Raw genomic sequence first — 23,279 nt, 5'->3', positions numbered from 1 at the left:
ATGTATTGCACATAAAATCTAGGATATAAGAAAAGTAAGCAATACTTCTGGAACTCTTTTTTGTTATATCAAAATATGATAAAATAATCATATCAGATTGAAAGAGGTAATTATTGTGGCAGTTGGATTTATAACAGGAAGATTTGGAGCAGATAGGACTGATAAGATTTTAGAGCTTTGTTTTGAAGAGGCTAAAAGAGAAGATAAAAAACCTATTTATATTTTAGTTCCGGAAAAATTTACATATGAAATGGAAAAAAGATTAAGTGAAAAGCTTGAAAATGAAAAAAATATTGATCCTAATTTTAGAATTAGAGTTGTAAGTTTTTCAACTTTAAGTAAAATTGTCTTTACCAATGTAGGAGGACTTAAGGAGAGAAGACTTACGACAAGTGCTAGAAGTCTTTTAACTTTTAAAGCAATGGACTTGGTTTCAAAAGATTTGATTACTTTTAAATCTAATGATTTTAAAATGGGTTTTGTAAACAATATTATGGATATGATAATAGAGTTTAAGCAAAATGATTTTTCGGTTATGGATGTTTTTTCACTTACAGAGAATGTTAAAAACGAGTCTTTAAAATTTAAAATGCAAGATTTATATAATATTTATAAGTCTTATGAAAATTTAATTGATAAAAAATACTCTGATACAGAAGATACTTTGAACATTTTTGCCCAAAAACTTGATGATTTTGAAAGTATTAAAGGAGCAACTATTTTCGTTGACGAATATATGGACTTTACTCCTGCTCAATACTTGGTAATTGAAAAGTTAATCTATTTTTCAAAAAATATTTATTTTTCTCTTTTAACTGATTTTAAAAATTTACATTCAAAAATGAATATGTTCGCTAGAAGTAATTCTACAATTTTGAATATTAAAAATATATGTGAGAAGCATAGTATTCCATTACTTGGAAATGTTTCACTTTCAAATGAAAGCTATTATAATTCTGATGATTTATCCTTCTTAGAAAAAAGTGTAGGGGATTTTTCTGCAAAACCATATTATAAAGATTCTGAAAATATTAGAATTATAAAGTTTAAAAATATTTATGATGAAGTTTCTTTTATTGCAGAAGAAATTTCAAAATTAGTTAAGACAAAAAAATATAGATATAATGATATAACTCTTTGTATGAGAAGTTTAGAAGAATATTCTTATATTATTGAAAGAGTTTTTGATGACTATAAAATTGATTATTTCTTAGACGAAAAAATTTCAATTATGGAAAATCCAATTATTATTCTAATACTATCTATTTTAGATATGAAGGATAAAAATTATTCCTATGATTCTGTTTTTAGATATTTAAAAAGTGGTCTAACTGGAATTTCAAATGAAGATATTTTTCTTCTAGAAAACTATGTAATTGCTAATGATATAAAAGGTAATCGTTGGTTTGACGAATTGTGGAGCAAGTCAATCGTTCATAGTGTTGAAGAAGAAAGTGACGATGAAAAACTTGAAAAGATAAATGAGATTAAAAATTTAGTGGTAGTACCGATAAAAAATTTACATGAAAAGTTAAAAGGTAGAAATACAGTAAAAGATATTTGTAAATACTTATATGAGTTCACTTTGGAAATTGGTCTTTTTGATAGAATAAATGAATTTGTAACAGATTTTCAAAATGAAGGTAATTTGTATAAGGCAAAAGAGTATTCTCAAGTGTGGGGAAGTTTCATTGGGATATTAGATGAGTTAGTTGAATTTATGGGAGATGATAAAATTTCCTACTCTAAATTTTTAAATTTAATTAAAACTGAAATTGAAAATATTGAACTTGGAATTGTACCACCTTCAAAAGATGAAATCTTTATTACAACAGTTGACAGAATGAAAAAGCCTTTTACAAAAATAGCTTTTGTATTGGGTGTTAACGATGGGAATTTTCCAAAAAACATTGTTGATAATGATTTAATTAGTGAAAATGAAAAAGAAAATTTAAAAACTTTAGGATTAAATTTTTCAAATAATAATTTAATTAAAACTACTGATGAGCAATTTTTAAGTTATAAGACTTTTAGTATTGCCAAAGAAAAATTGTATATAACTTATCCTGTTTCTGATTTGGAAGGAAAGAGTCTTTTAGTTTCTAGATTTGTTAAAAAGATGCTATTTCTTTTTAAGAATTTAGAAATTGAAAGTATAGATTTCTTTAAAAATTTTACTATTATGGATATTTTTGAAACTTTCTCTAAAGAGAGGTTATACCAAATTTTAGTATCCAATATAGATGCTTTAAATTCAAATAAAATGAGTGAAAATGATAAATATAATTTTAAAGAAATCATAGATTTTTTGATGGAAGATGATGATTATAAATATAAGATTGAAATTTTAAAGGATAAACTAAACTACAAAAAAGAAACAGAAAATATCAAAGATTATACATCATTCCTTTATGAAAGTGGGAATGTAAGTATTTCAAAATTAGAAAACTTTGTGCGTTGTCCTTTTTCATATTTTATAAATTATGGACTTAGAGCAAAGGAAAGAGAAGTCTATGACTTTTCTCCTGCAGATTACGGAACTTATTGCCATAAGATTTTTGACGACTTTTTTAAAGATGTTTACGAAAATAACATTGATTGGAATACAATTGATAGAGAATTTATTCAAAGGGAAGTAGAAAAATTAACGGCAAAAATGGCTGAAAAATCTAATTTTATTCTTGAAAGCTCTCCAAAATATAAATATTTTTCAAGTATTACTCATAAAAATATTGTTGAAAGTATAGAAATTATGGCTGAACAAGTAAGACGTGGTAATTTTATTCCTACTGGTTTTGAAACGGAATTTGGAGATGAGTCTATCAAGCCAATCTCATATACTTTAAAGAATGGAAAAGAGATTAAATTAGTTGGGAAGATTGATAGAATTGACGTTTTTAAAGGTGAAAATTCAGACTTTTTAAGAATTATTGATTACAAGTCTTCAAAAAGAGATATTGACTTGAATCAAGTTTATGCTGGGCTTCAACTTCAACTTTTTGTATATATGAATGCAATTTTATCTTCAAATAAAGATAGATATAAACCTGCAGGATTATTTTATAGTGATTTTACTACAAATTTAGTTGGTTTTGAAACATATTCAAAAATGCTTGATATGACTGATGATAGCTTTTATAGTGAAAAACTTAAGAAAAATAAGCTTACCGGTTTTGTTATCAAGGATATGGAACTTTTAAAGAATCTAGATAAAACTTTAGAAGAAAATAGATTAACTTCTGAGATACTTCCTATCAAATTGAAATCAAAAGGTCAAGAAATTGGAGCAGGTACTTTAGGATTGACAACTGATGAATTTGAAATAGTAAATGAATTTGTTTTAAATAAGACTAAGGATATTTGTGAAGAAATCTATGATGGAAATATTGATATAAAACCTTTCAGGTATAAGGATAAAAAGCCTTGTGATTATTGTAAATATAAATCCATTTGTAGATTTGATGTAAAACATAATAAATATAATAATATTAAGAATTTAGTAACAAAAGACAAACCAAATGAAGTATTTGAAAAAATGGAATTAAAAAATAAAGAGAAAAGAGGTGAGAAATAGTGAGTGAAGTAAAGTGGACTAAAGAGCAAAAACAAGTAATAGATAGTAGGAATACTAATTTACTTGTATCCGCTGCAGCAGGTTCTGGAAAAACGGCTGTACTTATTGAAAGAATTATAGAGCTTATTTTAGATGAAAAAAATCCTATAGATATAAATAAATTACTTGTTGTAACTTTTACAAAATTGGCAGCATCTGAAATGAGAGAAAGAGTAAGTAAGGCTATTGAAAAGAAACTTGAAGAAAATCCAGAAAATGAACATCTTCAAAAACAATTAATGCTCCTTAGTGGTGCTGACATCACAACTATTGACTCTTTTTGTAAGGATGTTTTGAAATCTTATGCTCATTTGGTAAATTTGGATAACAATATAAAAGTAATAGATCCTAGTGAAAATGAAGTTTTATCAAAAGAAGTTATGCAAGAACTATTTGAAGAGCTTTATGAAAATAATGATGAAAATTTTTTAAGATTAGTTGATTGGTATGTTAAGAAAAATACGGATGAAGGACTTTTGCAACTTTTATTAAATGTAAATAATTTTGTGAATTCTCATCCTTTTCCAGATATTTGGCTAAATGAAAAGGCAGAATTTTTTAATACGAGTACAAAGGATGATAATTTTTATTTAGAAAATTACATCTTGGATATTGTAAAATATGTAGATATGGATTTGGAATTTTTTGAACTTAGTATTAAAAATAATTTGAAAAGAATTGAAAATTATCCTGAACTTGAAAAATATTTAAATATCTATAATACTTTGTTGGATGCTTTATCTGTTGTAAAGGGAAGTTTAAAGACATTTTTAAAGGATAATACAAAATTTGATGAATTTAAAAAATTATCTTATGAATTTTTACATTCAGATTTTGGAAGTTTTAGAATTTCAAAATGTGATGAAGAAGTAAAAGAAATATATAATAAAGTAAAAAAAGAAATAGATAGTTTAAAAGACGGAATTAAAGAATCACTTGGAGCTTTAAATTTAGATTTAGAAAATATAAAGATAGAAAGTGATTTAATCTATCCTTATGTTCGTGCTATTTCTGATATTGTAATTAAATATAAGGAAAAGTTTTGGGAGAGAAAGCAAAAATTTAATTATGTAGATTTTTCAGATATTGAACATTTGGCATTAGAGATACTTGTAGATATTTATGAAGACGGAAATATTAAACCATCAAAAACTGCTTTAGAATATCAAGAAAAATATGCAGAAGTTTTTATTGACGAGTATCAAGACAGCAACCTAGTTCAAGAGATTCTTTTATCAGCAGTTGCTAAAGAAAATAATAGATTTATGGTTGGAGATGTTAAACAGAGCATTTATAGATTTAGACAGGCAGATCCAAGTATTTTTATGGAAAAATATGAAAATTATTATAGAGTAGAGGATGATATTGACAGTTTTAATAGAAAGATAATGCTCTATGCGAATTTTAGAAGTAGAAAAGAAATTCTTGAGGGAACAAATCTAATATTTTCAAAAATAATGAAAAAAGAAACGGGAGAACTTGATTATACTGTTGATGAAAGATTAAATCCTATGGCAAGTTTTAAAGAAAGTGATGAAAATGTCGGTGGTGCTGTTGAAATTCTTTTAGTTGATGAAAAATCAGATGATGAGGACGAAGATGAGATAATTTTAACTGATGAGTATTCAGAAGATTTTGAGGAGATGAAATCTTTTAGGCTTGAATATATAAAAATTGCAAACACAATCTACAATATGATGAACAATAAAGAAAATCCTTTTAAAGTTTATGATAAAAATTTTGATGATTATAGAAAAGTTGATTATAAAGATATTGTTATTTTGATGCGTTCTCCAAGTAGTAATACAAAAATTTTAGAAGAAGTATTTTTAGAATATAATATTCCGATTTATGCAGAGAGTACGGGTGGATATTTTGATACCTTTGAAGTAGATACAATAATCAATTTACTCAAGATTATAGATAATCCTATGCAAGATATTCCTCTTCTTTCAGTTATGTATTCTCCAATTTATAATTTTACACCAACAGAATTAAGTCAAATAAGACTTGTAGATAGAGAATTAAAATTTTATGAGCTTTTAACTAAGATATTAGACGATGAAAATATAGAAATTAGAGCAAGCATAAGAGAAAAAATTTCAAAATTTATTTCCGATTTAAAACTATTTATAGAAAAGAAAACTCTAGTTTCAGCAGATGAGTTAATATGGTTTTTATATAAATATACAGGATACTACAATTATGTCGGACTTTTAGATATGGGAGATCAGAGAAAGACAAATCTTATGTTACTTTTCGAAAAGGCAAAAAATTATGAAAAAAATTCTTATAAGGGATTATTCAATTTTGTAAATTATATTCAAAAAATCAGTTTAAAAAGTGATATTTCAGAGGCAAAACTAATTTCTGAAGATGCGAATGTAGTTAAAATAATGAGTATTCATAAGAGCAAAGGCTTGGAATTTCCTATTGTATTTCTTGCAAATACGAATAAGAAATTTAATTTTAGAGCCGATGACAGCAATTTGGTTTTACATCAAAAACTTGGTTTTGGTCCTGTTGTTTATGATATGGATAAAAAAACTTCTTTCAACAGCATTATGAAGAAAAAAATTGAAAAATTTAAGAAGAATGAACAAATTGCTGAAGAAATGAGGCTTCTTTATGTCGCAATGACAAGGGCAAAGGAAAAACTCATAATAACCGGAAGAGTAAAAGATTATGAGAATTTAAAAGAAGAAATAAGCACCGGAATTGATGAAAGAGGCAATATAAGTAATTATAAAATTCTAAAAATAAATAATTATCTTGATTGGATATTAAGTTCTATTGATAATCTTACAGTTTATGGAAAGAGTTTGAATTGTTTGGGAAGAGAAGAAAACTTTTTAGGAAATGAAGACTTGAAATTTCAATTAAATGTAAATACTAAAACAGAGGAATTTATAGAATATCAAAGAATTAAAGAAGAAATTAAAACCAATGAAATAATTTCTGAAGAAGATGATATTGAAGTTAAACAAGAAATGCGAACTGTTAAAGAATTCTTAGAAGATAGATTTAACATAGAATATGTTTATAAAAATGTTTTAAACAAGCCATCAAGTATTACTGTTTCTGAAATTAAAAAGATGATTCAGGAAGAAGATGAGGAAAAACACCAAAAATATTATAAAGAAAATTTTGTTTTAAAAACTCCGTCATTCATTCATCAAGGTGAGGAAAAAGTCGGTTTTAATTCTGCAGAAAAAGGAACTATTTTTCATTTGGCTATGCAACTTTTAGACTTTTCAAAATTTGATACAGAAGATGTTTCAAAAATAAGAGAAGAAGTAAAGTTGCAAATAAATTCATTTGTTGAAAAAAATATTATGAGCTTGGACGAAGCAGAAACGATAAATATTAATTGGATTGTAAAATTTATTCAGTCTGATATTTTTAAAGAAATTTACATTGCAAATAAATCTGAAAAATTATTTAAAGAAAAAGCCATTGACTATAATATAAAATTGAAAAATCTATTTAGAGATGAAAATATTTCAGAAGACGAAAAAATTATGGTAGTCGGCATAATTGACCTTTTCTTTGAAAATGAAAATGGGGAAATAATTTTATTGGATTACAAGACAGATTATGTAACAAAAGAAAATCTTGAAGAAGTAAAGGAAAGATATAAAGTACAATTGGATTTATATAAATCTGCAATTGAAGATATTTCCGGCAAAAAAGTTGCCAAAAAGGGATTATATCTTTTTGGAATAAATGAATTTGTTGAAATTTAGCAAAAATCAAAGTCAAAACTTGACTTTGATTTTTTAATGAGATAAAATATAATTACATATTAGAAATATGTAAAATTAGATTAATTTCAGGAAAATAAATTATTTAATTAAGAAAATAATTATAATATTTTGCTTAAATATAATTATATGGAAATATATAATAGGGAGTTGGGGGAATTAATGAGGTCATTCATTCAAGTTTTTAAGAATTGTATCAATAAAAAAATAATTGTTATATTTGCTTCTTTGATTGTATCACTAGACAGATTAATTTTAATTTCAATGTTTCCATTAATTATAACAATAAAGAGAAAAGAAGATATAATTGTTTTATTATATGTTTTATTGTTTTTTATTTTCGGAGAATTTTTTAATATTTTTGTAAATTACAGTTTAGAAAAGAATGGAGAAAAACATAAAAAAGTCTTGAAATTAAATATGTTAAAATCTTTTGAAAATATTGAGCTTAAAGAATTTGAAAGTGTAGATTTTAAGAATAAAATATTTGTAGTAAATAATTATATTGAAAATTATATAAAAATTTCTAAAGATTGCTATAAAACTATTGTAAATTTGTTTTTAGCTCTTTTTGTGTTGCTTATTATTTTTTATATTAATGTATATATGTTTATAATTTATTTATTCGTAATTGCTTTTGTTTTGTATTTAAAGAATAATCAACTAAAAGCGTCTAAAGATATTTGGATTAAATATATGGAAAATTGTAAGGAACACAATATAATAAATAATATATTGATAGATAAAGAACATTCCAATGAAAGAAAAATATTTAATGTTTTTAATTTTTATAATAAGATATTTTTACATAAGTATGACGATGCTATTAATGAAAATTTAAAGGATGCTAAAAATCGTCTGAAATTTGATTTTTTATATGAAGTTTCTAATTATTTTCTTGTATTATTTATGCTGATTGTAAGTTTATATTTATATAACTTGGGAAGCATTAATATTTCCTATTTTTACTTGTTAAATAGTGGATTAATTGTAATAACTGAAATAATTGGTACTGAATTAAATAAAATATCAGATTATTTTAATTTTTTAAATGGTATTGATTTATATCACGAATTTATTACAAAGAAAAAATTAGCAAAGAAAGATGTAAAATTAAGTAATTATAATATAGAATTTGATAGAGTTTTCTTTAGATATCCTAATTCAGAAGAATATATAATTAAGAATTTTTCATTTACCTTTGAGTTTGGAAAGAATTATTCAATTTTAGGTAGAAATGGTTCAGGAAAAAGTACTTTAATTAAGTTGCTATTAGGATTGTATAGAGTTGAAAAGGGAAATATAAGAATAGGTGGTGTTGATATAAATGATATATCATTAGAACAAAAGTCAAAGATATTTTCTGTGCTTTTTCAACATCCTAAAAAGTATCCATTTACTATTTTTGAAAATATAACTTTAGAAGAATCTCAAAAAGGAGATTTAGACATAGATAAGAGCATTATTGAATTTGTTGAGAATTTTAATGATGGAATAGATTCATACACCAGTATTAATTACAATAATAATGTTAATCTTTCAGGTGGTCAGTGGAAAAATATATTTTTTAATAGAGTTTTTTTGAGAAAATCAAAAGTTTTCATTTTTGATGAACCTACTTCTAATTTAGATCCTTTTTTAGAATTAGAATATTATAAAAATATACAAGATAAAATTTCTGGAAGCTTAAATATATTTATTTCTCATAGACTTGGAATTGTTAAATATACTGATATAATTTTATTGATTGAAGATGGAGATTTGATAGAATCGGGAACACATAATGAATTAATTTCTTATGGAGGAAAATATTTTGAAATGTATGAAATTCAAAAATCAATTTTTGACTAATATAAAGATGATATCTAGGTGCATTAATCTATTTTATAGTACATATAGAAAAGAGTTATTTATTATGATATTAGTTACAATGATAACCGCTTTGACTTATATGTTTGGTATGATTTATACTAGAGAATTTTTTAAAGGGATAGTTATTTTTAAAAATGAAAATTTTAATATTTTTTTTAAGAATATTGTTTTTTCATTTTTTCCATATGTTACATTTTTATTTATAATAGCTATAAAGAAAATTTACTTTGATAGATACTATATACAATATATCTTAATTCCAAATTTTGAAAAAATTTTAAAAACAAAAATTCAAAAAAAGTGCTCTGAAATTGAAATTATAGAATATGAAAAAAATATTATAAATGAAAAAATTCATGAAGCAACAGTTTGTAGTACAAATATATTTAGACTTGTAGAGACTGTTATTTCATACTTTGGTTTAATTTTGAATATTGTATTAATTTCAAATTTCATTATTTTTATTAATATAAAGTATTTATTTTTTATAATATTAATTTTATTGCCTTTAATTTTAGAAAATTATTTTAAAGGAAGATATATTACTAAATATCGTTTAGAATTGAACTTATATGAAAGAAGAGAAAAAGAGATTGAGAATTGTGTTTTAGAAGATTCAACTTATGCAGAATTTAAAATATATAGTACCTTAGATTTTGTTTTAAGAAAGTTAGATAAGGCATTTAATGAACACAATAAGAAGTTTTCTATTTTGAATAATAAGATATATCTCATAGAATTAATTTCGAAATTATTAATATATTTAGGAAAAATATCAATATATCTACTGGCTACATTCGATTATATAAATACCAATGATATCGGTAATTTGATTATCGTTATAGTTGGTGTAAATATAATTTCAAAATTTATTGAAGAAATTTTTTCGCTACAAGGATATATTATGATGTTCTCAAAATTATCTGTACCATACTTTGAATTTATGAGCTTAGAATTTGAAAAAGAAAGCTTGCATAATGATAATTCTGTAGAATTATCTAATTTGAAGTTCAAATATCCAAATGCTAAAAATTATTGTTTTAAAAATATAAATTTGAAGATAAATAGAGGAGAGATTATTGCTATAGTCGGCAAAAATGGTTCTGGGAAAAGTACTCTGGCAAAGATTTTACTTGGATTATATAAGCCAAGTGAGTCCGAATCTAACAAATTAATTGAAAAAAATTCAGTTGTCTTTCAAGATTTTTGTAAATATCCTTTAGATGTTAGAAATAATATCGAGTTAGGCAGTGAATCTAGTGCGGATTCTTTTGCTATTATGAAATCAATGGGATTTAAAAGTGAATATTACGAAAAACTATTAGGAAAAGAAATAGGAGGACTGGAACTGTCAGGAGGGCAGTGGCAAAAACTTGCTATTTGTAGAGGAATTTATAAAGATAGTAATTTTTTAGTTTTAGACGAACCAACAGCAGAAATAGACCCTATTTTTGAAAAAGATATTTACGATATTTTTAAAAAAATTTTATCTGACAAAACAGGTGTAATTATAACTCATAGATTGGGTAGCATAAAATTTTCAGATAAGATTTTAATTTTAGATGACGGAGAAATTTTAGCTTATGATACTCATAACAATTTATTAAAAAATTGTGATTATTATAGAAAAATGTGGGATGCACAAAAACAAAATTATTTATAATTAATATCTTATAGAGTGAAAAAGGAGGATTATTATATATTATATTTTTTAGATATAGTATATATAATCCGCTTTTTTATTTTATTAATCTATTAATTTTAGAATATCTGAATAGATTGAAGGAATTGATAAAAGAAGAACTATATTTAATATAGTAAATAAAAATTCCATTTTTTTATTGTTAAGATGCTTTAAATTCATTATACTTATTGTACTTAAAATTAGTGGAAGAAAAATTCCAATTAAGTCTATAAAAAATGAATGTTTATTAATATATGGTAGATATGATAGATATTTATTAGTAATCATACCTCCAATGATTCTTGATAAAAATGCTATAATCAAAGTTATTATTGAAATATTTTTCTTATCAATATATTTTAAAACTAGGGTTTTCACACTATTCTCCTTTCATAATGAAAAATAATTGCATCTTGCATCTATATATTTTCTCCATGGTTCTATACTCCATTAAAATAATTAAGTATACATAATACATGATATATACATATTTAAAGCAATTATATCATATATATTTTTTTATTCAATAGTTTTTTAATATTATAATGAATATTATTAGTTGACTTTATAAAAACTTTAGCTATATAATATAAGTAAGTTGTACGAGAAGAATTTTAGGAGGAATTTTGATTATGAAAAATAAGAAACTTTTTAAAACCATATTAATAATTTTGGCTCTAATATGTATAATATTTTTATCAATATTCTTAAGATATAAATATGAATTACATTCTTTAAAAAATGAAATTGTAAATAATGAAGTAATTAAAGTATATTTTGACGGAAGTGGATATACTGCAAATTTAGAGTCAGATGAGGATAAAAAAGAGTTTTTTAATCTAATTTCTGATTGTAAATTTAGATTTAAAATTACAATGGAAGATACAGAAAAATCTTCACCTTCTGTAGAAACTGAATTTAATGGAAATGAAATATTTCTTTTTGTTTATTCAAAAACTTCAAGGATTGATTTTAATCTTAAAAATAAATATTATTTGCTTAACTATAAAAGAAAAGATATTTCTGAAAAAAGTTTAATTAAATTATATGAAAAGTTTTGTAAAAATTATAAAGAAGATAGTAATTATATTAAGTTAAAAGCTAGAAATTAATTTTTTCACAAACTTTTATATTTTGTGATTTAAATGCTTGATTTTATAAAAACATAGGTGTATAATATATATGTTTTCAAGAGAGCTGAAAATAGTTCTTGAAAAATATTTTTGAAATTTTAAAGAGTATATAATACTATATATAAATTATGGTATTTAGGAGGTAAAATGATAATTTTTTATGGATCTAAAGTAAGAAGCAAAAAAATAGGTCAAACAAAAGAAGCGTGTCATTGTGATCATTGTGATAATACTTCAATATGGACACTTTATAATGATAAAAAATGGTTTACATTATTTTTTATACCAATTTTTCCGTTTTCATCAAAGAAATTTTTATCTTGCCCAGTTTGTGGATGGGGAATTAGTGTAGATGATAAAAACTCTGATAGAATAATGCCAATGATTGAATTATCTGATAAATAGTTATTGGTTATTAAAATAGTTTAAAAAATATTTTTTTAACTTATTGTAATATTAAAAATATCATATAGTTTACTTATGATGAAGATAAACTTATTTTAAATAAGCTTATTGTAGATTAGCTTAAAACATTATATTTTAATAAAAATAAATTATCAAATTTGTTTATAGTTGAGTTCATCATACCGTAAACAAGTTTATTTTTTATTATCGCAAATTTGGAAGTGCATTTTTACGAATGCGCTTTTGTTTTGGAGAAATTTTTAAAAATTTAATAATTTTAGAAAGGAGGCATTTATGGAAAGTTTTATAAAAAATATATTTGATATTGATAAGGGTGCTGAGGATTATCAAATGAAATTAGAAGCTGAAAAACAAAAGTTACTTCTTGATAGAAAAGAAAGACTTAATGTTATTGATGAAGAGTACAATAAAGTTTTAGAAGAAGAACAAGAAAATCTTAAGCTATATCTTTCTAAAATTGAGCATGAAGATAAGGATAAACTTGAAGAATATAACAAAAAATCTTTAGAGATAAAAAATGTTTTTGAAGATAAAAAGGAAAACTTGGTTAAAAATATTGCTAGTTCCCTTTTGGAAAGTGGTGAGTTTTATGGGGAATAACTTTCATTCAATTAATGCTAAAATTGGAGTTTTAAGAAAAGGAATATTAAAGCAATCTGATTATGACAAAATTTTATCTTTTGAACAAAGGCATGAGATTGTGGATTATTTAAAGAATAATATACTATATAAATACGAAATTCCTATGTATGAAGAAAGATCTATGAGAAATAGATATGACACAGAATTTATGCTCAATAAGATTGAAGCTGAGTTGCTTGGTAGATTAAAATTTTTCCTTTTTGGTGAGGATAAAAAAATTATAGAAGCAATGCTTATGAAGTATGAATTTAAAGATTTAAAAATAATTCTTAGAAGTATTGTTGAAAATGAAAAGATTGACTTGGAAAGAGATACAATAATGTATAGGAAAAATAAACATATTGATTATGCGAAGCTTATAAATTGTGATAATTTTAATCAGGCACTTGAAGTATTAAAAAGCACAATTTACAAAAAAGCAGTTGCCTCTTTAACGGATGATGATATATTTAGACTACATTTTCATGTTGAAATGAAATTAGATAGTTTGTATTTTTTAACTATGAAAAATGCTATAGATAAATTATCAAAATCAAGTCAGGCTATCTTTAATGATTATTTTTCTACTTTAATAGATACAATCAATCTTCAATGGATAATTAGAGCAAAAAAGTATTATGACTTACCAAATGAAGAGATTTATAGTTATAGTTTAAGATTTGGAAAGTTTATTAAAGGCGATTTTTTAAAGGACTTAATATATAGTGATAGCGTTGAGGCTATTGTTGAGAAGATAAAGAAAACTAAATTAAGACATACTCTTGAAGATGCAAATGGAAATACTATTGTTTCAAATAGAAATATTAAAGAATATGTTTATCTTAGCCATTTAAAGAAACTTAAAGACTATGATAATTCAATTTCGACTTTGCTCAAGTTTATTATTCAGTTAAATATTCAAAATGAAAATTTAATTAGAATAGCAGAAGCGAATAAGTATAAATTAAGTAAAAGTGAAGTAAAAGAATATCTAATTAATATTCATTAATTTAGTTAGTTAGGGGGTGTTAAATTGGCTGTTGAAAAAATGAAAATGATGAATCTTGTTGCTTTAAAACAGGATGCTCACAGTATTCTTAGAGAAATTGTTTTGAATGGCTCGATTCATATTACAAATGCTGAAAATTCAGAAAATTTCACAATGAAGTATATGGATTCTCAAATAGGGATTTTTAATGATATGGGTGTTGCTGTTGATAAGATAAGGCCATATCATAGAGAAAAAGTTTTTAAAAAGAGAAAGTATAAAGAACTTTTAGATCAAATGTTTGATTTTTTTAACATTAAAGAAGATGATGTTACTTTAAATGATTTAAAAGAATTAAATTACAGTGAAAAACTTAAATTATTAGATGATATATCTGTAAAATCTTCTTCAATAAAGTCTAGAGAAGACGAAAACAGGAAAAGGAGAGCAGAAATTAAAATATTATTAAATGCTGTTGAATATTTTTCTGATAGTGATATGAAAATATCTGAGTTTTACAATTTAAAACATATTAATTTTGATATGGGAGAAATTTCAAAAAATTCTTGGATAAAATTAAAGGAAAATTATGAAAATATTAATGGAATAGTTGTGCATTTAGGAACTAGTAGTTATGGAGAAACTGTAATAATCTTCACCCCTTCCGTTTATGCAAAAGATACAAAATATTTTATTCGTTCTTTGTCCTTTGATAGAATTGAACTTCCTAATGTAGATATTTCTTTTAAGGATTTTATTAAAAATAAAAATGCTGAATTGGAAAGTTTAGAAAGAGAACAGGATGAAATTTTAAAAGAAAAAGCTGAATTTAAGGATAAATATTTGCAAGATATTTTAGGTTTTTATTATAGATATAAAATTATTGAAAAGATTGAGGAACTTGAGGGACATATTGCTGAAAGTAAAAATTTTATTTTATTAAGTGCTTTTGTTCCTGAATCTAAAGTTAAAAGTATAAAGAATTCAGTAGAGAAAGTTTCAGAAAGTGCTTTGATATATTTTGAAGATGACAATGAAATTCCTTCAAAATTTAAGATACCTACAAAGTTAAAAAATAATTTTATTTTAAGACCTTTTGAAGCTTTGGTAAAGATGTATTCAATTCCTGACTATAAGGAAACAGATCCGACGTCGTTTTTTGCAATAACATATTTGCTTTTGTTTGGAATGATGTTCGGAGATGTAGGGCAGGGTTTGATTTTTGTAATCGCTGGAATGTTATTGTCGAAAAAACTTGGTGTAATAGCAAAGATTATCCAAAGAATTGGTTTTTCATCAATGTTTTTCGGTTTTGTATATGGAAGTGTTTTTGGAATTGAAGAATTAATTCCAGCTTTAATTATAAGGCCGATGAATGATATTAACACAATACTTGTCGCAACAATTGGACTTGGTATTTTAATGATATTAATTGCATATATTATCAACTTTAGAAACTTAAAGATGAGAAAAGAATTTGGAAAATTATTTTTTGATAAAAATGGGTTATCAGGATTTTTATTCTATATCTCATTTATAGTAATAGTTTTAAATACTGTTTTGTTAAAAAAGTATGTAAGTATAAATGTATCTTCAATGATTACAATAATAAGTGTTGTAATTTTGGTTGTAACTTCAACATTGATGTTTATGAAACCTAAACTTGTTCCAATGATTAGTAAAATAGAAGAAAAAGAAGAATTCTCTCCTGTTGAAAGCGGATTTGAAATGTTTGAAACTGTAATGGGATTCTTTTCAAATACACTTTCTTTTATAAGAGTTGGAGCTTTTGCGATTAACCATGTTGGACTTTTTATGGCATTTCATGCTTTAGGACAAATGCTGGGTTCAAGTATTGGAAATATATTTATGATTGTTTTAGGAAATATATTCATAGTTTGTCTTGAAGGACTTATAGTTTTCATTCAAGCGATAAGATTGGAATATTATGAATTATTTAGTAAATATTTTAATGGTGAAGGAATTAATTATGAACCGTTAAAAGTAGAATTAAAAGAAGAAAATTAGGAGGAAAATTATGAAAATTACTTTATTATTAATAACATTAGGAATAGGAACAACTATTTTAACAGGTATTTCTTATTTAAGAAAAGGAAAGAAAACAACAAAATCAGGATTGAAAAAGGCAATAGCAATTAATGTCATTTCAATTTTAGCTTTATTTTTAATGGGACTTGTTCCAGATATTGCTTTTGCAGCAGAAACTACACAAAGTACATCAAGTTCAGCGAGTGGAATGGGATATTTAGCAGCTGCCTTATCAACTGGTCTTGCAGCAATTGGTACAGGAATTGGTGTTGGTCAAGCAGGCTCAGCAGCAATCGGTGCTGTTTCAGAAGATTCTTCAATTTTAGGTAAAACACTTATTATTCTTGGACTTGCAGAAGGTATTGCAATTTACGGACTTATAATTTCAATTATGATTTTACAAAGAGTTTAGGAGAATTTTATGATAAGTTATCTTATATCTGATAATACAGATACACTTGTAGGAATGAGATTAGCTGGTATAACTGGAGTTGTTTTAAAGACTAGAGAAGAGGCTTTGGAAGAATTTAATGATTGTCTAAATAATAAGGAAATTGGAATTTTAATTTTAACTGAAAATATTTTTGACCTTATTAGCGAAGAAGTTATGGAAGTTAAATTAAAAAATACTTTTCCACTTATAGTTGAGATACCAGATAGAACAGGTTTGAAAAGAGATCCAAATTTCATTACAAACTATATAAACGAATCAATAGGAATTAATATTTAAGGAGAAATCTTATGATAACAATTGAAGATAAGATAGAGTCATTTAAAAGAATACTAAATGAAGAAATTGATGAAAAGTATAATGAAGAATTAAAAAAAATTGCTTCTGAAACTGAGAGATTAATTACAGAATATAAAGCTAAAAAATACGAAGAAATAGAAAAATTAAAGAGAGACTATAGGGCAAAACTTGAAAGTAAATCAGATAAAATTCGTTCAAAAACTTTAAAAGAAGGACAAGATATCATTTTAAATACGAATAAAGAAATATATGATGAATTTTTTAAAGCTCTTAAAGAAGAATTGAATAATTCATATATGACTGAAAAAGGTGTATCATATTTAAAAAATACTTTAAAAAATGTAAAATCAGAAATAAATTCTAATGATATTGTTTATGTTTATGAAAAAAGTTTTGAAAGAGATAAGGAAATAATAAAAAATGTCTTAGGAGATATCAAGGTTGAAAAAAGTCTTGATATAAAAGTTGGAGGTTTTGAAATAGAAAATGTGGAAAAAACTTATAGATTAAATTATTCTCTCGATTTTCTATTAACGACAAAATACCAAAAAATTTTAGCAAATTTAAAAAAAGAAATTGGAATAAACAATTAATTAATAATTGTAATGAGGAGAAAGGTAATGCGTAATATACCTAAAATAATTGATATAAATGGTCCTGTTGTTAAAGCGGATAGTATGGAAATTTACAAAGTTAGAGATATGGTTTTGGTTGGGGATAAAAAATTAATTGGAGAAATCATATCTATTGACGAAGATGTAGCGACTATACAAGTTTATGAAGAAACACAGGGTTTAAAAGTAGGAGAAACAATTGAAAGTACCAATGTTCCTCTTTCAGTAACATTGGGTCCAGGAATTATTGGAAATATATTTGATGGTATTCAAAGACCTCTTGAAAAAATATATTCTATGACAGGAGAATTTATTGCTGAAGGAATTGGATTGATTTCAATAGACAAGGATAAAGAGTGGGATGTTGAAATACTTGTTAAAGTTGGAGATAAGTTGTCATCTGGGGAAGTTTTTGCTACAACACAAGAAACAAGTTTTATTAAACATAAAATTTTAGTTCCACCAACTGTTAGTGGTGAAGTAATTGAAGTTTTACCTTCAGGAAAATATAATTTAGAAACAAATTTAGTATTAATAAAAGACGAAAATGGGAAAATTCACAATTTAAAAATGTATCATAAATGGCCAGTTAGAATTCCACGTCCTACAAATTTAAGGATGCCAATTTCAAAACCTTTAATTACAGGACAAAGAGTACTTGATGTTTTCTTTCCAATAGCAAAAGGTGGTACATCTGCTCTTCCGGGTGGATTCGGTACAGGAAAAACTATGACTCAACATCAACTTGCAAAATGGTCTGATGCTGATATTATAGTTTATATCGGCTGTGGAGAACGTGGTAATGAAATGACAGATGTTCTTGAGGAATTTCCAAAGTTAATTGACCCAAGAACTTCAAAACCGCTTATGGAAAGAACCATTTTAATAGCAAATACTTCTAATATGCCAGTTGCTGCTCGTGAAGCATCAATATATACCGGAATAACTATTGCGGAGTATTATAGAGATATGGGTTACCATGTTGCTATTATGGCAGATTCTACTTCAAGATGGGCAGAAGCGTTGAGAGAAATTTCAGGAAGACTTGAAGAAATGCCTGCAGAAGAAGGCTATCCTGCATATCTTCCTTCAAGAATTGCACAATTTTATGAAAGAGCGGGTTATGTAAAGACTCTCTCAAAAGAAGAAGGTTCTATTACTGTAATCGGAGCAGTTTCACCTCCTGGTGGAGATTTTTCTGAACCGGTAACTGAAAATACTAAAAGATTTGTTTCAGCCTTTATAGGTTTGGATAAGAATTTAGCATATATAAGACACTATCCTGCTGTAAACTATCTTACAAGTTATAGTGGATATATTTCATTAATTAAAGAATATTATGATGAAAATGTATCACCAGAACTATTGAAAATAAGAGCAAAGATGATGGAACTTCTCTCAGAAGATAACAAATTAAATCAAATAGTTCAATTGGTTGGAGAAGATGTTTTACCAAATGATCAAAGAATAGTTATAGAAATTGCAAAAGTTTTGAAAAAGGGATTTTTACAACAAAATGCAATGCATGAAACAGACAGTTATGTTCCTTTAAAAAAACAATTTGAAATGTTAAAAGTAATAGATAATTTATATATGAATTGTACTTTAGCAGTAAAACAACAAGTTGCCCTTACTCGTATAAAAAATGATGATTTGTTTGAAGAAGTTATAAAGATGAAATATAATATTCCAAATGAAAAATATGAGGAAGCATTTGAAATCTTAAATTCAAAAATTAATAGCTATTATGCTGCTTTGATAGATGAAAATCAGGGAGAGTAGGTGATTATTATGCAAAGACAATATTTAAAACTGGAAAAAATAGATGGACCTTTGATTGTACTTAAAGGTGTAGATAATGTCAGCTATGATGAAATGATGGATATTGTAATAGACGGTAAAGAGAAAAGAAGAGCCAAGGTTGTTAGAATTCAAGGAGATAAGGTAATTGCTCAAGTTTTTGAAGGTACAACCGGAATTTCAACACAAAATTCTGCTGTTACTTTTACAGGAACTCCGCTTGAAATTTGTCTTAGTAAAGATATTTTAGGAAGAACTTTTAATGGTGTAGGAGAACCAATTGACAATGGAGATTATATTATTTCAGAGAAAAAATATAATGTAAATGGAAGACCTATGAATCCTGTTGCAAGAGAATATCCAAGAGATTATTTGGAAACTGGAATTTCTGCAATTGATACTCTTACTACTTTAATTAGGGGACAAAAACTTCCAATATTTTCATCAAATGGTTTGACACATAATGCGTTGGCAGCTCAAATTGTTAGACAATCTAAATTAAAAAATTCTGATGATAAATTTGCAATAGTATTTGCAGGAATGGGAATTAAATATGATGATTATGAGTTCTTTAAAAGTGCTTTTGAAGAATCAGGAGCATCTTCCAGAGTTGTTTCATATATAAATCTTGCTGATGCACCAATTGTTGAAAGAATTTCAACGCCTAGAACTGTATTAACTGCTGCAGAATATCTTGCCTTTGAAGAAGGAATGCATATTTTGGTAGTTATGACTGATATTACAAGTTATGCAGAGGCTTTAAGAGAAATTTCTTCTGCAAGAGAAGAAGTTCCTAGTAGAAAGGGATACCCGGGATATTTGTATTCAGATCTTTCTACCTTATATGAAAGAGCCGGAATGGTAAAGGGAAAGAAAGGTTCAATTACATTAATTCCTATTTTAACTATGCCAAATGATGATATAACTCATCCAATTCCTGACCTTACAGGTTTTATTACTGAAGGACAAATAGTTTTATCAAGGGAATTATTCCAAAAGAATATTTATCCACCTGTTAATATTTTGCCTTCACTATCAAGACTTATGAAAGATGGTATTGGAGATGGATATACAAGAGAAGATCATGATCAAGTACAATCTCAGTTGTTCGCTCTTTATTCAAAGGTTATAGAAGTTCGTTCGCTATCACAAATAATTGGGGAAGATGATTTAACAGAGATAGATAAAATTTATATGGAATTCGGTAGGGAGTTTGAACAAAACTTTTTAAACCAAAACTTTGATGAATCCAGAACAATTGAAAAATCACTTGATATTGCTTGGGATTTATTCAAACTATTCCCTAAAATTGAATTAGATAGATTGGAAAGTAAATATATAGAAAAATACGGAAGGTGGTAATATGATTCAAAATATTGCTCCTACAAAATCAAATCTATTAAAAATTAAAGACGATTTAAAATTATCTAAAGTAGGCTATAATCTAATAGATAAAAAAAGAACTGTACTTATAAAAGAAATGATGCAACAAATTGAAAAAGCAAAGGAAATTCAAGAAGATGTAAAAGTACTATTTGAAAGAGCATATTCAATTTTACAAGAGGCAAATATAACTATGGGAGTTATGAATGTTCAAGACATTTCTCTATCAATAGATAAGTCTGAAAATTTTGAAATTTCTTATAAATCTATTATGGGACTTGATGTTCCGAGTGTAAAATATGAGCATGGAACTTTAAGACCTCATTATGGAATGTATATGACAAGCCCAGCAATTGATGAAGCCATAAAAATATTTCAAAAAATTAAAAGACTAGTATATAGACTTTCAGAAACTGAAAACACAGTTTATAAACTATCTATAGAAATAAAAAAGAATCAAAAAAGGGCAAATGCTTTAGATAAAATTCAAATTCCAAATCTTGAAGAAACTGAAAAATATATTTCAGAAGTTCTTGAGGAAAAAGAAAGAGAAGATTTTTATAGATTAAAAAAAATTAAGAAAAAGAAGAAAATTTAAAGGAGCTAAAGCTCCTTTTTTCTTGCTAATATAGTTTGTATATGATAAAATACTTTTATAGATTAAAATAAAAGGTGAAATTATGAAAAGATTGATTAATATATTCTTTAATGATAATATTAAATCATTAAAGGCTTTTATAAAAACCAAAGAATTATTTGAGAAAAAAGGGTTTGAAGTATCTCAAAAATATAGAGAAGAAGCTGAATTAAATATCTGTATAGGTGGAGATGGAGCGTTTATAAGAGGAGTACATAATTCAAATTTTCCAAAAATTCCTTTTGTAGGAATAAATACAGGAACGCTTGGTTTTTTTCAAGAAATTAGTTTTGATAAAATTGAGAAATTTATAGATGATTATTTAGAACAAAAATACTTTGTAGAAAAGATTAGATTACTAGATTGTGATTTAAAAACTAATGATATAGTATTTACTAATAAATGCTTAAATGATTTTGTAATAAAGTCTAATAATTCGGAAGTTATACATTTAGATATATTTATCGATGAAAATCATCTTGAGACATTTGCAGGAGATGGATTAATTATATCAACTCCTTCAGGAAGTACAGCTTATAATATGTCTGCCGGAGGAAGTATAATGTACCCAACACTAAGAGGGTTTCAATTAACTCCTTTAGCACCAATATTCTCAAAAGTATATAGAACAATTTCAAATTCATTAGTAATTCCTGATACATCAACATTAAAAATTGTTCCATTAGAAAATCAACATAAGAAAATAAGCTTTGTTATAGATGGAATTGAAAAAGACTATACAGATGTAGAATATTTTGAATTTAAAAAATCACTATTTAAACTATATAAGTTAGTATTCAATGAAAATTGGTATTGGATAAATATGAAAGATAAGTTCTTATAAGAAAATCTTATAATTAAACGTATATCTATAGAAAATTAATATAAGTAAATTGTTGAAATTATAAATAAATATGATATAATGTAATTAGATATAAAGCGTAAATAAAAGATTGTATTATAAAACAAATGACAATGAGTTTATTTAGTTGCTTTTTCATATAATGTTCCGATATAAAACAAAAAAGATAAGCTTTTAGCTTATCTTTTTTGTTATTTAAAAATGTAAGAAGAAAAAAATAGTAAAGGGGTAAAATTATGGAAATGAGAAGAAAAGATAGAGAACTAAGTGTAGAAGAGGGAAAAGAATTACTAAAAAACGGAGAGTATGGAGTGCTTTCAACATCTGATAATTGTAATCAACCTTATGGAATACCAGTGAGTTATGCATACTATAATGATGTAATATATATTCATTGTACAAATCAAGGTGGACATAAATTAAAAAATATAAAAGAAAATTCTAAAATTTCTTTTACGGTGGTAGATAAAGTTGAGAGATTACCAAACCAGTTTTCGACAAAATATATATCTGTAATTGTATTTGGAAAAATTTCAATAGTTGATGACGTAGAAAAAAACATAGGAATACAATCAATATTATATAAATATTCTCCAGACTTTATAGAATCAGGAATTAAATATATAGAAAAAAACATTGAAAAAATCTATATACTAAAAATAAACATAGATGAGATTTCTACTAAAGGTAGAAAAAAATAAAAAAAACTAAAAAAAGTAAAAAAATATGTCAAAATGGTATTGACGATAATAAATATGACTGATATAATATTAAAGCACTTATGGTGCAAGATATTAAAAAAACTATTTAATAATTATAAAACACATATAAACTTTTTAAAAAAATTTTTAAAAGGTGTTGACAAATTAAAAAATAGGTGCTATAATATCAAAGTCGCAAGAGTATTGCGACAATGAACCAAGAAAAGTAAACAGTGATAAAAACTTTGAGAGTACAAAGAAAAACAATAATTTGGTGTAACAAAAAAGTCAGCGAGAGCAGACGAACTTTTAATAGAGAGTTTGATCCTGGCTCAGGACGAACGCTGGCGGCGTGCTTAACACATGCAAGTCGAACGTGAT

General features: G+C 25.3%; 18 protein-coding genes and 1 rRNA gene. 18 read left to right on the top strand and 1 reads right to left on the bottom strand.

From position 1 onward, the window contains the following. The first annotated feature begins 115 nt into the window (after positions 1-115). The 4 genes from LW893_RS05340 to LW893_RS05325 all read left to right on the top strand — a co-directional run bounded on the left by LW893_RS05340 (position 116) and on the right by LW893_RS05325 (position 10,912). The gene (locus LW893_RS05340; protein ID WP_233056271.1) at positions 116-3,574 is read left to right on the top strand and encodes a PD-(D/E)XK nuclease family protein; all 3,459 of its coding nucleotides are present in this window, start codon (positions 116-118) and stop codon (positions 3,572-3,574) included. Continuing rightward, on the top strand, positions 3,574-7,359 hold the full coding sequence (gene addA / locus LW893_RS05335; protein ID WP_233056270.1) for a helicase-exonuclease AddAB subunit AddA: 3,786 nt from the start codon (positions 3,574-3,576) through the stop codon (positions 7,357-7,359). Before LW893_RS05340 ends, addA begins: the two co-directional genes overlap by 1 nt. 180 nt (positions 7,360-7,539) lie before the next feature. After that, on the top strand, positions 7,540-9,228 hold the full coding sequence (locus LW893_RS05330; protein WP_233056269.1) for an ATP-binding cassette domain-containing protein: 1,689 nt from the start codon (positions 7,540-7,542) through the stop codon (positions 9,226-9,228). A gap of 64 nt (positions 9,229-9,292) precedes the next feature. After that, the gene (locus LW893_RS05325; protein ID WP_233056268.1) at positions 9,293-10,912 is read left to right on the top strand and encodes an ATP-binding cassette domain-containing protein; all 1,620 of its coding nucleotides are present in this window, start codon (positions 9,293-9,295) and stop codon (positions 10,910-10,912) included. Between the two features lie 84 nt (positions 10,913-10,996). Here LW893_RS05325 and LW893_RS05320 read toward each other — a convergent pair whose 3' ends face one another. Next, positions 10,997-11,311 (bottom strand): hypothetical protein, encoded by a 315-nt coding sequence (locus LW893_RS05320; protein ID WP_233056267.1) that lies wholly within the window; start codon positions 11,309-11,311, stop codon positions 10,997-10,999. A 254-nt stretch (positions 11,312-11,565) separates the two neighbouring features. Here LW893_RS05320 and LW893_RS05315 point away from each other — a divergent pair, with 254 nt between their 5' ends. The 14 genes from LW893_RS05315 to LW893_RS05250 form a co-directional block, all read left to right on the top strand. Next, complete coding sequence (locus tag LW893_RS05315) at positions 11,566-12,045, top strand: hypothetical protein (protein ID WP_233056266.1); 480 nt, start codon at positions 11,566-11,568, stop codon at positions 12,043-12,045. Between the two features lie 168 nt (positions 12,046-12,213). Then, positions 12,214-12,471, top strand: coding sequence for a zinc-ribbon domain-containing protein (locus tag LW893_RS05310; protein WP_233056265.1), 258 nt, complete (start codon positions 12,214-12,216; stop codon positions 12,469-12,471). A 294-nt stretch (positions 12,472-12,765) separates the two neighbouring features. After that, on the top strand, positions 12,766-13,092 hold the full coding sequence (locus LW893_RS05305; RefSeq protein WP_233056264.1) for a hypothetical protein: 327 nt from the start codon (positions 12,766-12,768) through the stop codon (positions 13,090-13,092). After that, positions 13,082-14,122: a V-type ATPase subunit gene (locus LW893_RS05300; RefSeq protein ID WP_233056263.1), complete on the top strand. Its 1,041-nt coding sequence runs from the start codon at positions 13,082-13,084 to the stop codon at positions 14,120-14,122. Before LW893_RS05305 ends, LW893_RS05300 begins: the two co-directional genes overlap by 11 nt. Positions 14,123-14,146: 24 nt before the next feature. Then, positions 14,147-16,129 carry a V-type ATP synthase subunit I gene (locus LW893_RS05295; RefSeq protein WP_233056262.1) on the top strand — a complete coding sequence of 661 codons (1,983 nt, stop codon included), beginning with the start codon at positions 14,147-14,149 and terminating at the stop codon, positions 16,127-16,129. 10 nt (positions 16,130-16,139) lie between these two features. Then, positions 16,140-16,562 carry an ATP synthase subunit C gene (locus LW893_RS05290; protein WP_233056261.1) on the top strand — a complete coding sequence of 141 codons (423 nt, stop codon included), beginning with the start codon at positions 16,140-16,142 and terminating at the stop codon, positions 16,560-16,562. 9 nt (positions 16,563-16,571) lie between these two features. After that, positions 16,572-16,880, top strand: coding sequence for a V-type ATP synthase subunit F (locus tag LW893_RS05285; protein WP_233056260.1), 309 nt, complete (start codon positions 16,572-16,574; stop codon positions 16,878-16,880). 11 nt (positions 16,881-16,891) lie between these two features. Next, on the top strand, positions 16,892-17,494 hold the full coding sequence (locus LW893_RS05280; RefSeq protein ID WP_233056259.1) for a V-type ATP synthase subunit E: 603 nt from the start codon (positions 16,892-16,894) through the stop codon (positions 17,492-17,494). Between the two features lie 27 nt (positions 17,495-17,521). Continuing rightward, positions 17,522-19,297, top strand: coding sequence for a V-type ATP synthase subunit A (locus LW893_RS05275; RefSeq protein ID WP_233056258.1), 1,776 nt, complete (start codon positions 17,522-17,524; stop codon positions 19,295-19,297). A 9-nt stretch (positions 19,298-19,306) separates the two neighbouring features. Beyond that, positions 19,307-20,677, top strand: coding sequence for a V-type ATP synthase subunit B (locus LW893_RS05270; RefSeq protein WP_233056257.1), 1,371 nt, complete (start codon positions 19,307-19,309; stop codon positions 20,675-20,677). A 1-nt stretch (position 20,678) separates the two neighbouring features. Further along, positions 20,679-21,296: a V-type ATP synthase subunit D gene (locus LW893_RS05265; RefSeq protein ID WP_233056256.1), complete on the top strand. Its 618-nt coding sequence runs from the start codon at positions 20,679-20,681 to the stop codon at positions 21,294-21,296. 82 nt (positions 21,297-21,378) lie between these two features. Next, the gene (locus LW893_RS05260) at positions 21,379-22,179 is read left to right on the top strand and encodes an NAD(+)/NADH kinase (RefSeq protein WP_233056255.1); all 801 of its coding nucleotides are present in this window, start codon (positions 21,379-21,381) and stop codon (positions 22,177-22,179) included. A gap of 254 nt (positions 22,180-22,433) precedes the next feature. Beyond that, positions 22,434-22,898: a pyridoxamine 5'-phosphate oxidase family protein gene (locus LW893_RS05255; RefSeq protein ID WP_233056254.1), complete on the top strand. Its 465-nt coding sequence runs from the start codon at positions 22,434-22,436 to the stop codon at positions 22,896-22,898. Positions 22,899-23,207: 309 nt separating this feature from the next. Beyond that, positions 23,208-23,279: ribosomal RNA gene (locus tag LW893_RS05250) — 16S ribosomal RNA — on the top strand; the annotation flags it as partial.

Origin of the sequence: Parvimonas micra (assembly GCF_021300775.1) — a bacterium.
Classification (GTDB): Bacteria; Bacillota; Clostridia; order Tissierellales; family Peptoniphilaceae; genus Parvimonas.
The sequence above is the reverse complement of the archived record's forward strand: the minus strand, read 5'-3'. Positions and strand labels throughout refer to the sequence as shown.

Excerpts from the sequence above, each read along its gene's own strand:
- LW893_RS05290 (WP_233056261.1), top strand. The coding sequence starts at position 16,140 with ATGAAAATTACTTTATTATTAATAACATTAGGAATAGGAACAACTATT.
- LW893_RS05325 (WP_233056268.1), top strand. The coding sequence starts at position 9,293 with ATGATATTAGTTACAATGATAACCGCTTTGACTTATATGTTTGGTATG.
- LW893_RS05310 (WP_233056265.1), top strand. The coding sequence starts at position 12,214 with ATGATAATTTTTTATGGATCTAAAGTAAGAAGCAAAAAAATAGGTCAA.
- LW893_RS05300 (WP_233056263.1), top strand. The coding sequence starts at position 13,082 with ATGGGGAATAACTTTCATTCAATTAATGCTAAAATTGGAGTTTTAAGA.
- LW893_RS05270 (WP_233056257.1), top strand. The coding sequence starts at position 19,307 with ATGCAAAGACAATATTTAAAACTGGAAAAAATAGATGGACCTTTGATT.
- LW893_RS05265 (WP_233056256.1), top strand. The coding sequence starts at position 20,679 with ATGATTCAAAATATTGCTCCTACAAAATCAAATCTATTAAAAATTAAA.
- LW893_RS05275 (WP_233056258.1), top strand. The coding sequence starts at position 17,522 with ATGCGTAATATACCTAAAATAATTGATATAAATGGTCCTGTTGTTAAA.
- LW893_RS05255 (WP_233056254.1), top strand. The coding sequence starts at position 22,434 with ATGGAAATGAGAAGAAAAGATAGAGAACTAAGTGTAGAAGAGGGAAAA.
- LW893_RS05315 (WP_233056266.1), top strand. The coding sequence starts at position 11,566 with ATGAAAAATAAGAAACTTTTTAAAACCATATTAATAATTTTGGCTCTA.
- LW893_RS05285 (WP_233056260.1), top strand. The coding sequence starts at position 16,572 with ATGATAAGTTATCTTATATCTGATAATACAGATACACTTGTAGGAATG.
- LW893_RS05330 (WP_233056269.1), top strand. The coding sequence starts at position 7,540 with ATGAGGTCATTCATTCAAGTTTTTAAGAATTGTATCAATAAAAAAATA.
- LW893_RS05260 (WP_233056255.1), top strand. The coding sequence starts at position 21,379 with ATGAAAAGATTGATTAATATATTCTTTAATGATAATATTAAATCATTA.
- LW893_RS05305 (WP_233056264.1), top strand. The coding sequence starts at position 12,766 with ATGGAAAGTTTTATAAAAAATATATTTGATATTGATAAGGGTGCTGAG.
- LW893_RS05280 (WP_233056259.1), top strand. The coding sequence starts at position 16,892 with ATGATAACAATTGAAGATAAGATAGAGTCATTTAAAAGAATACTAAAT.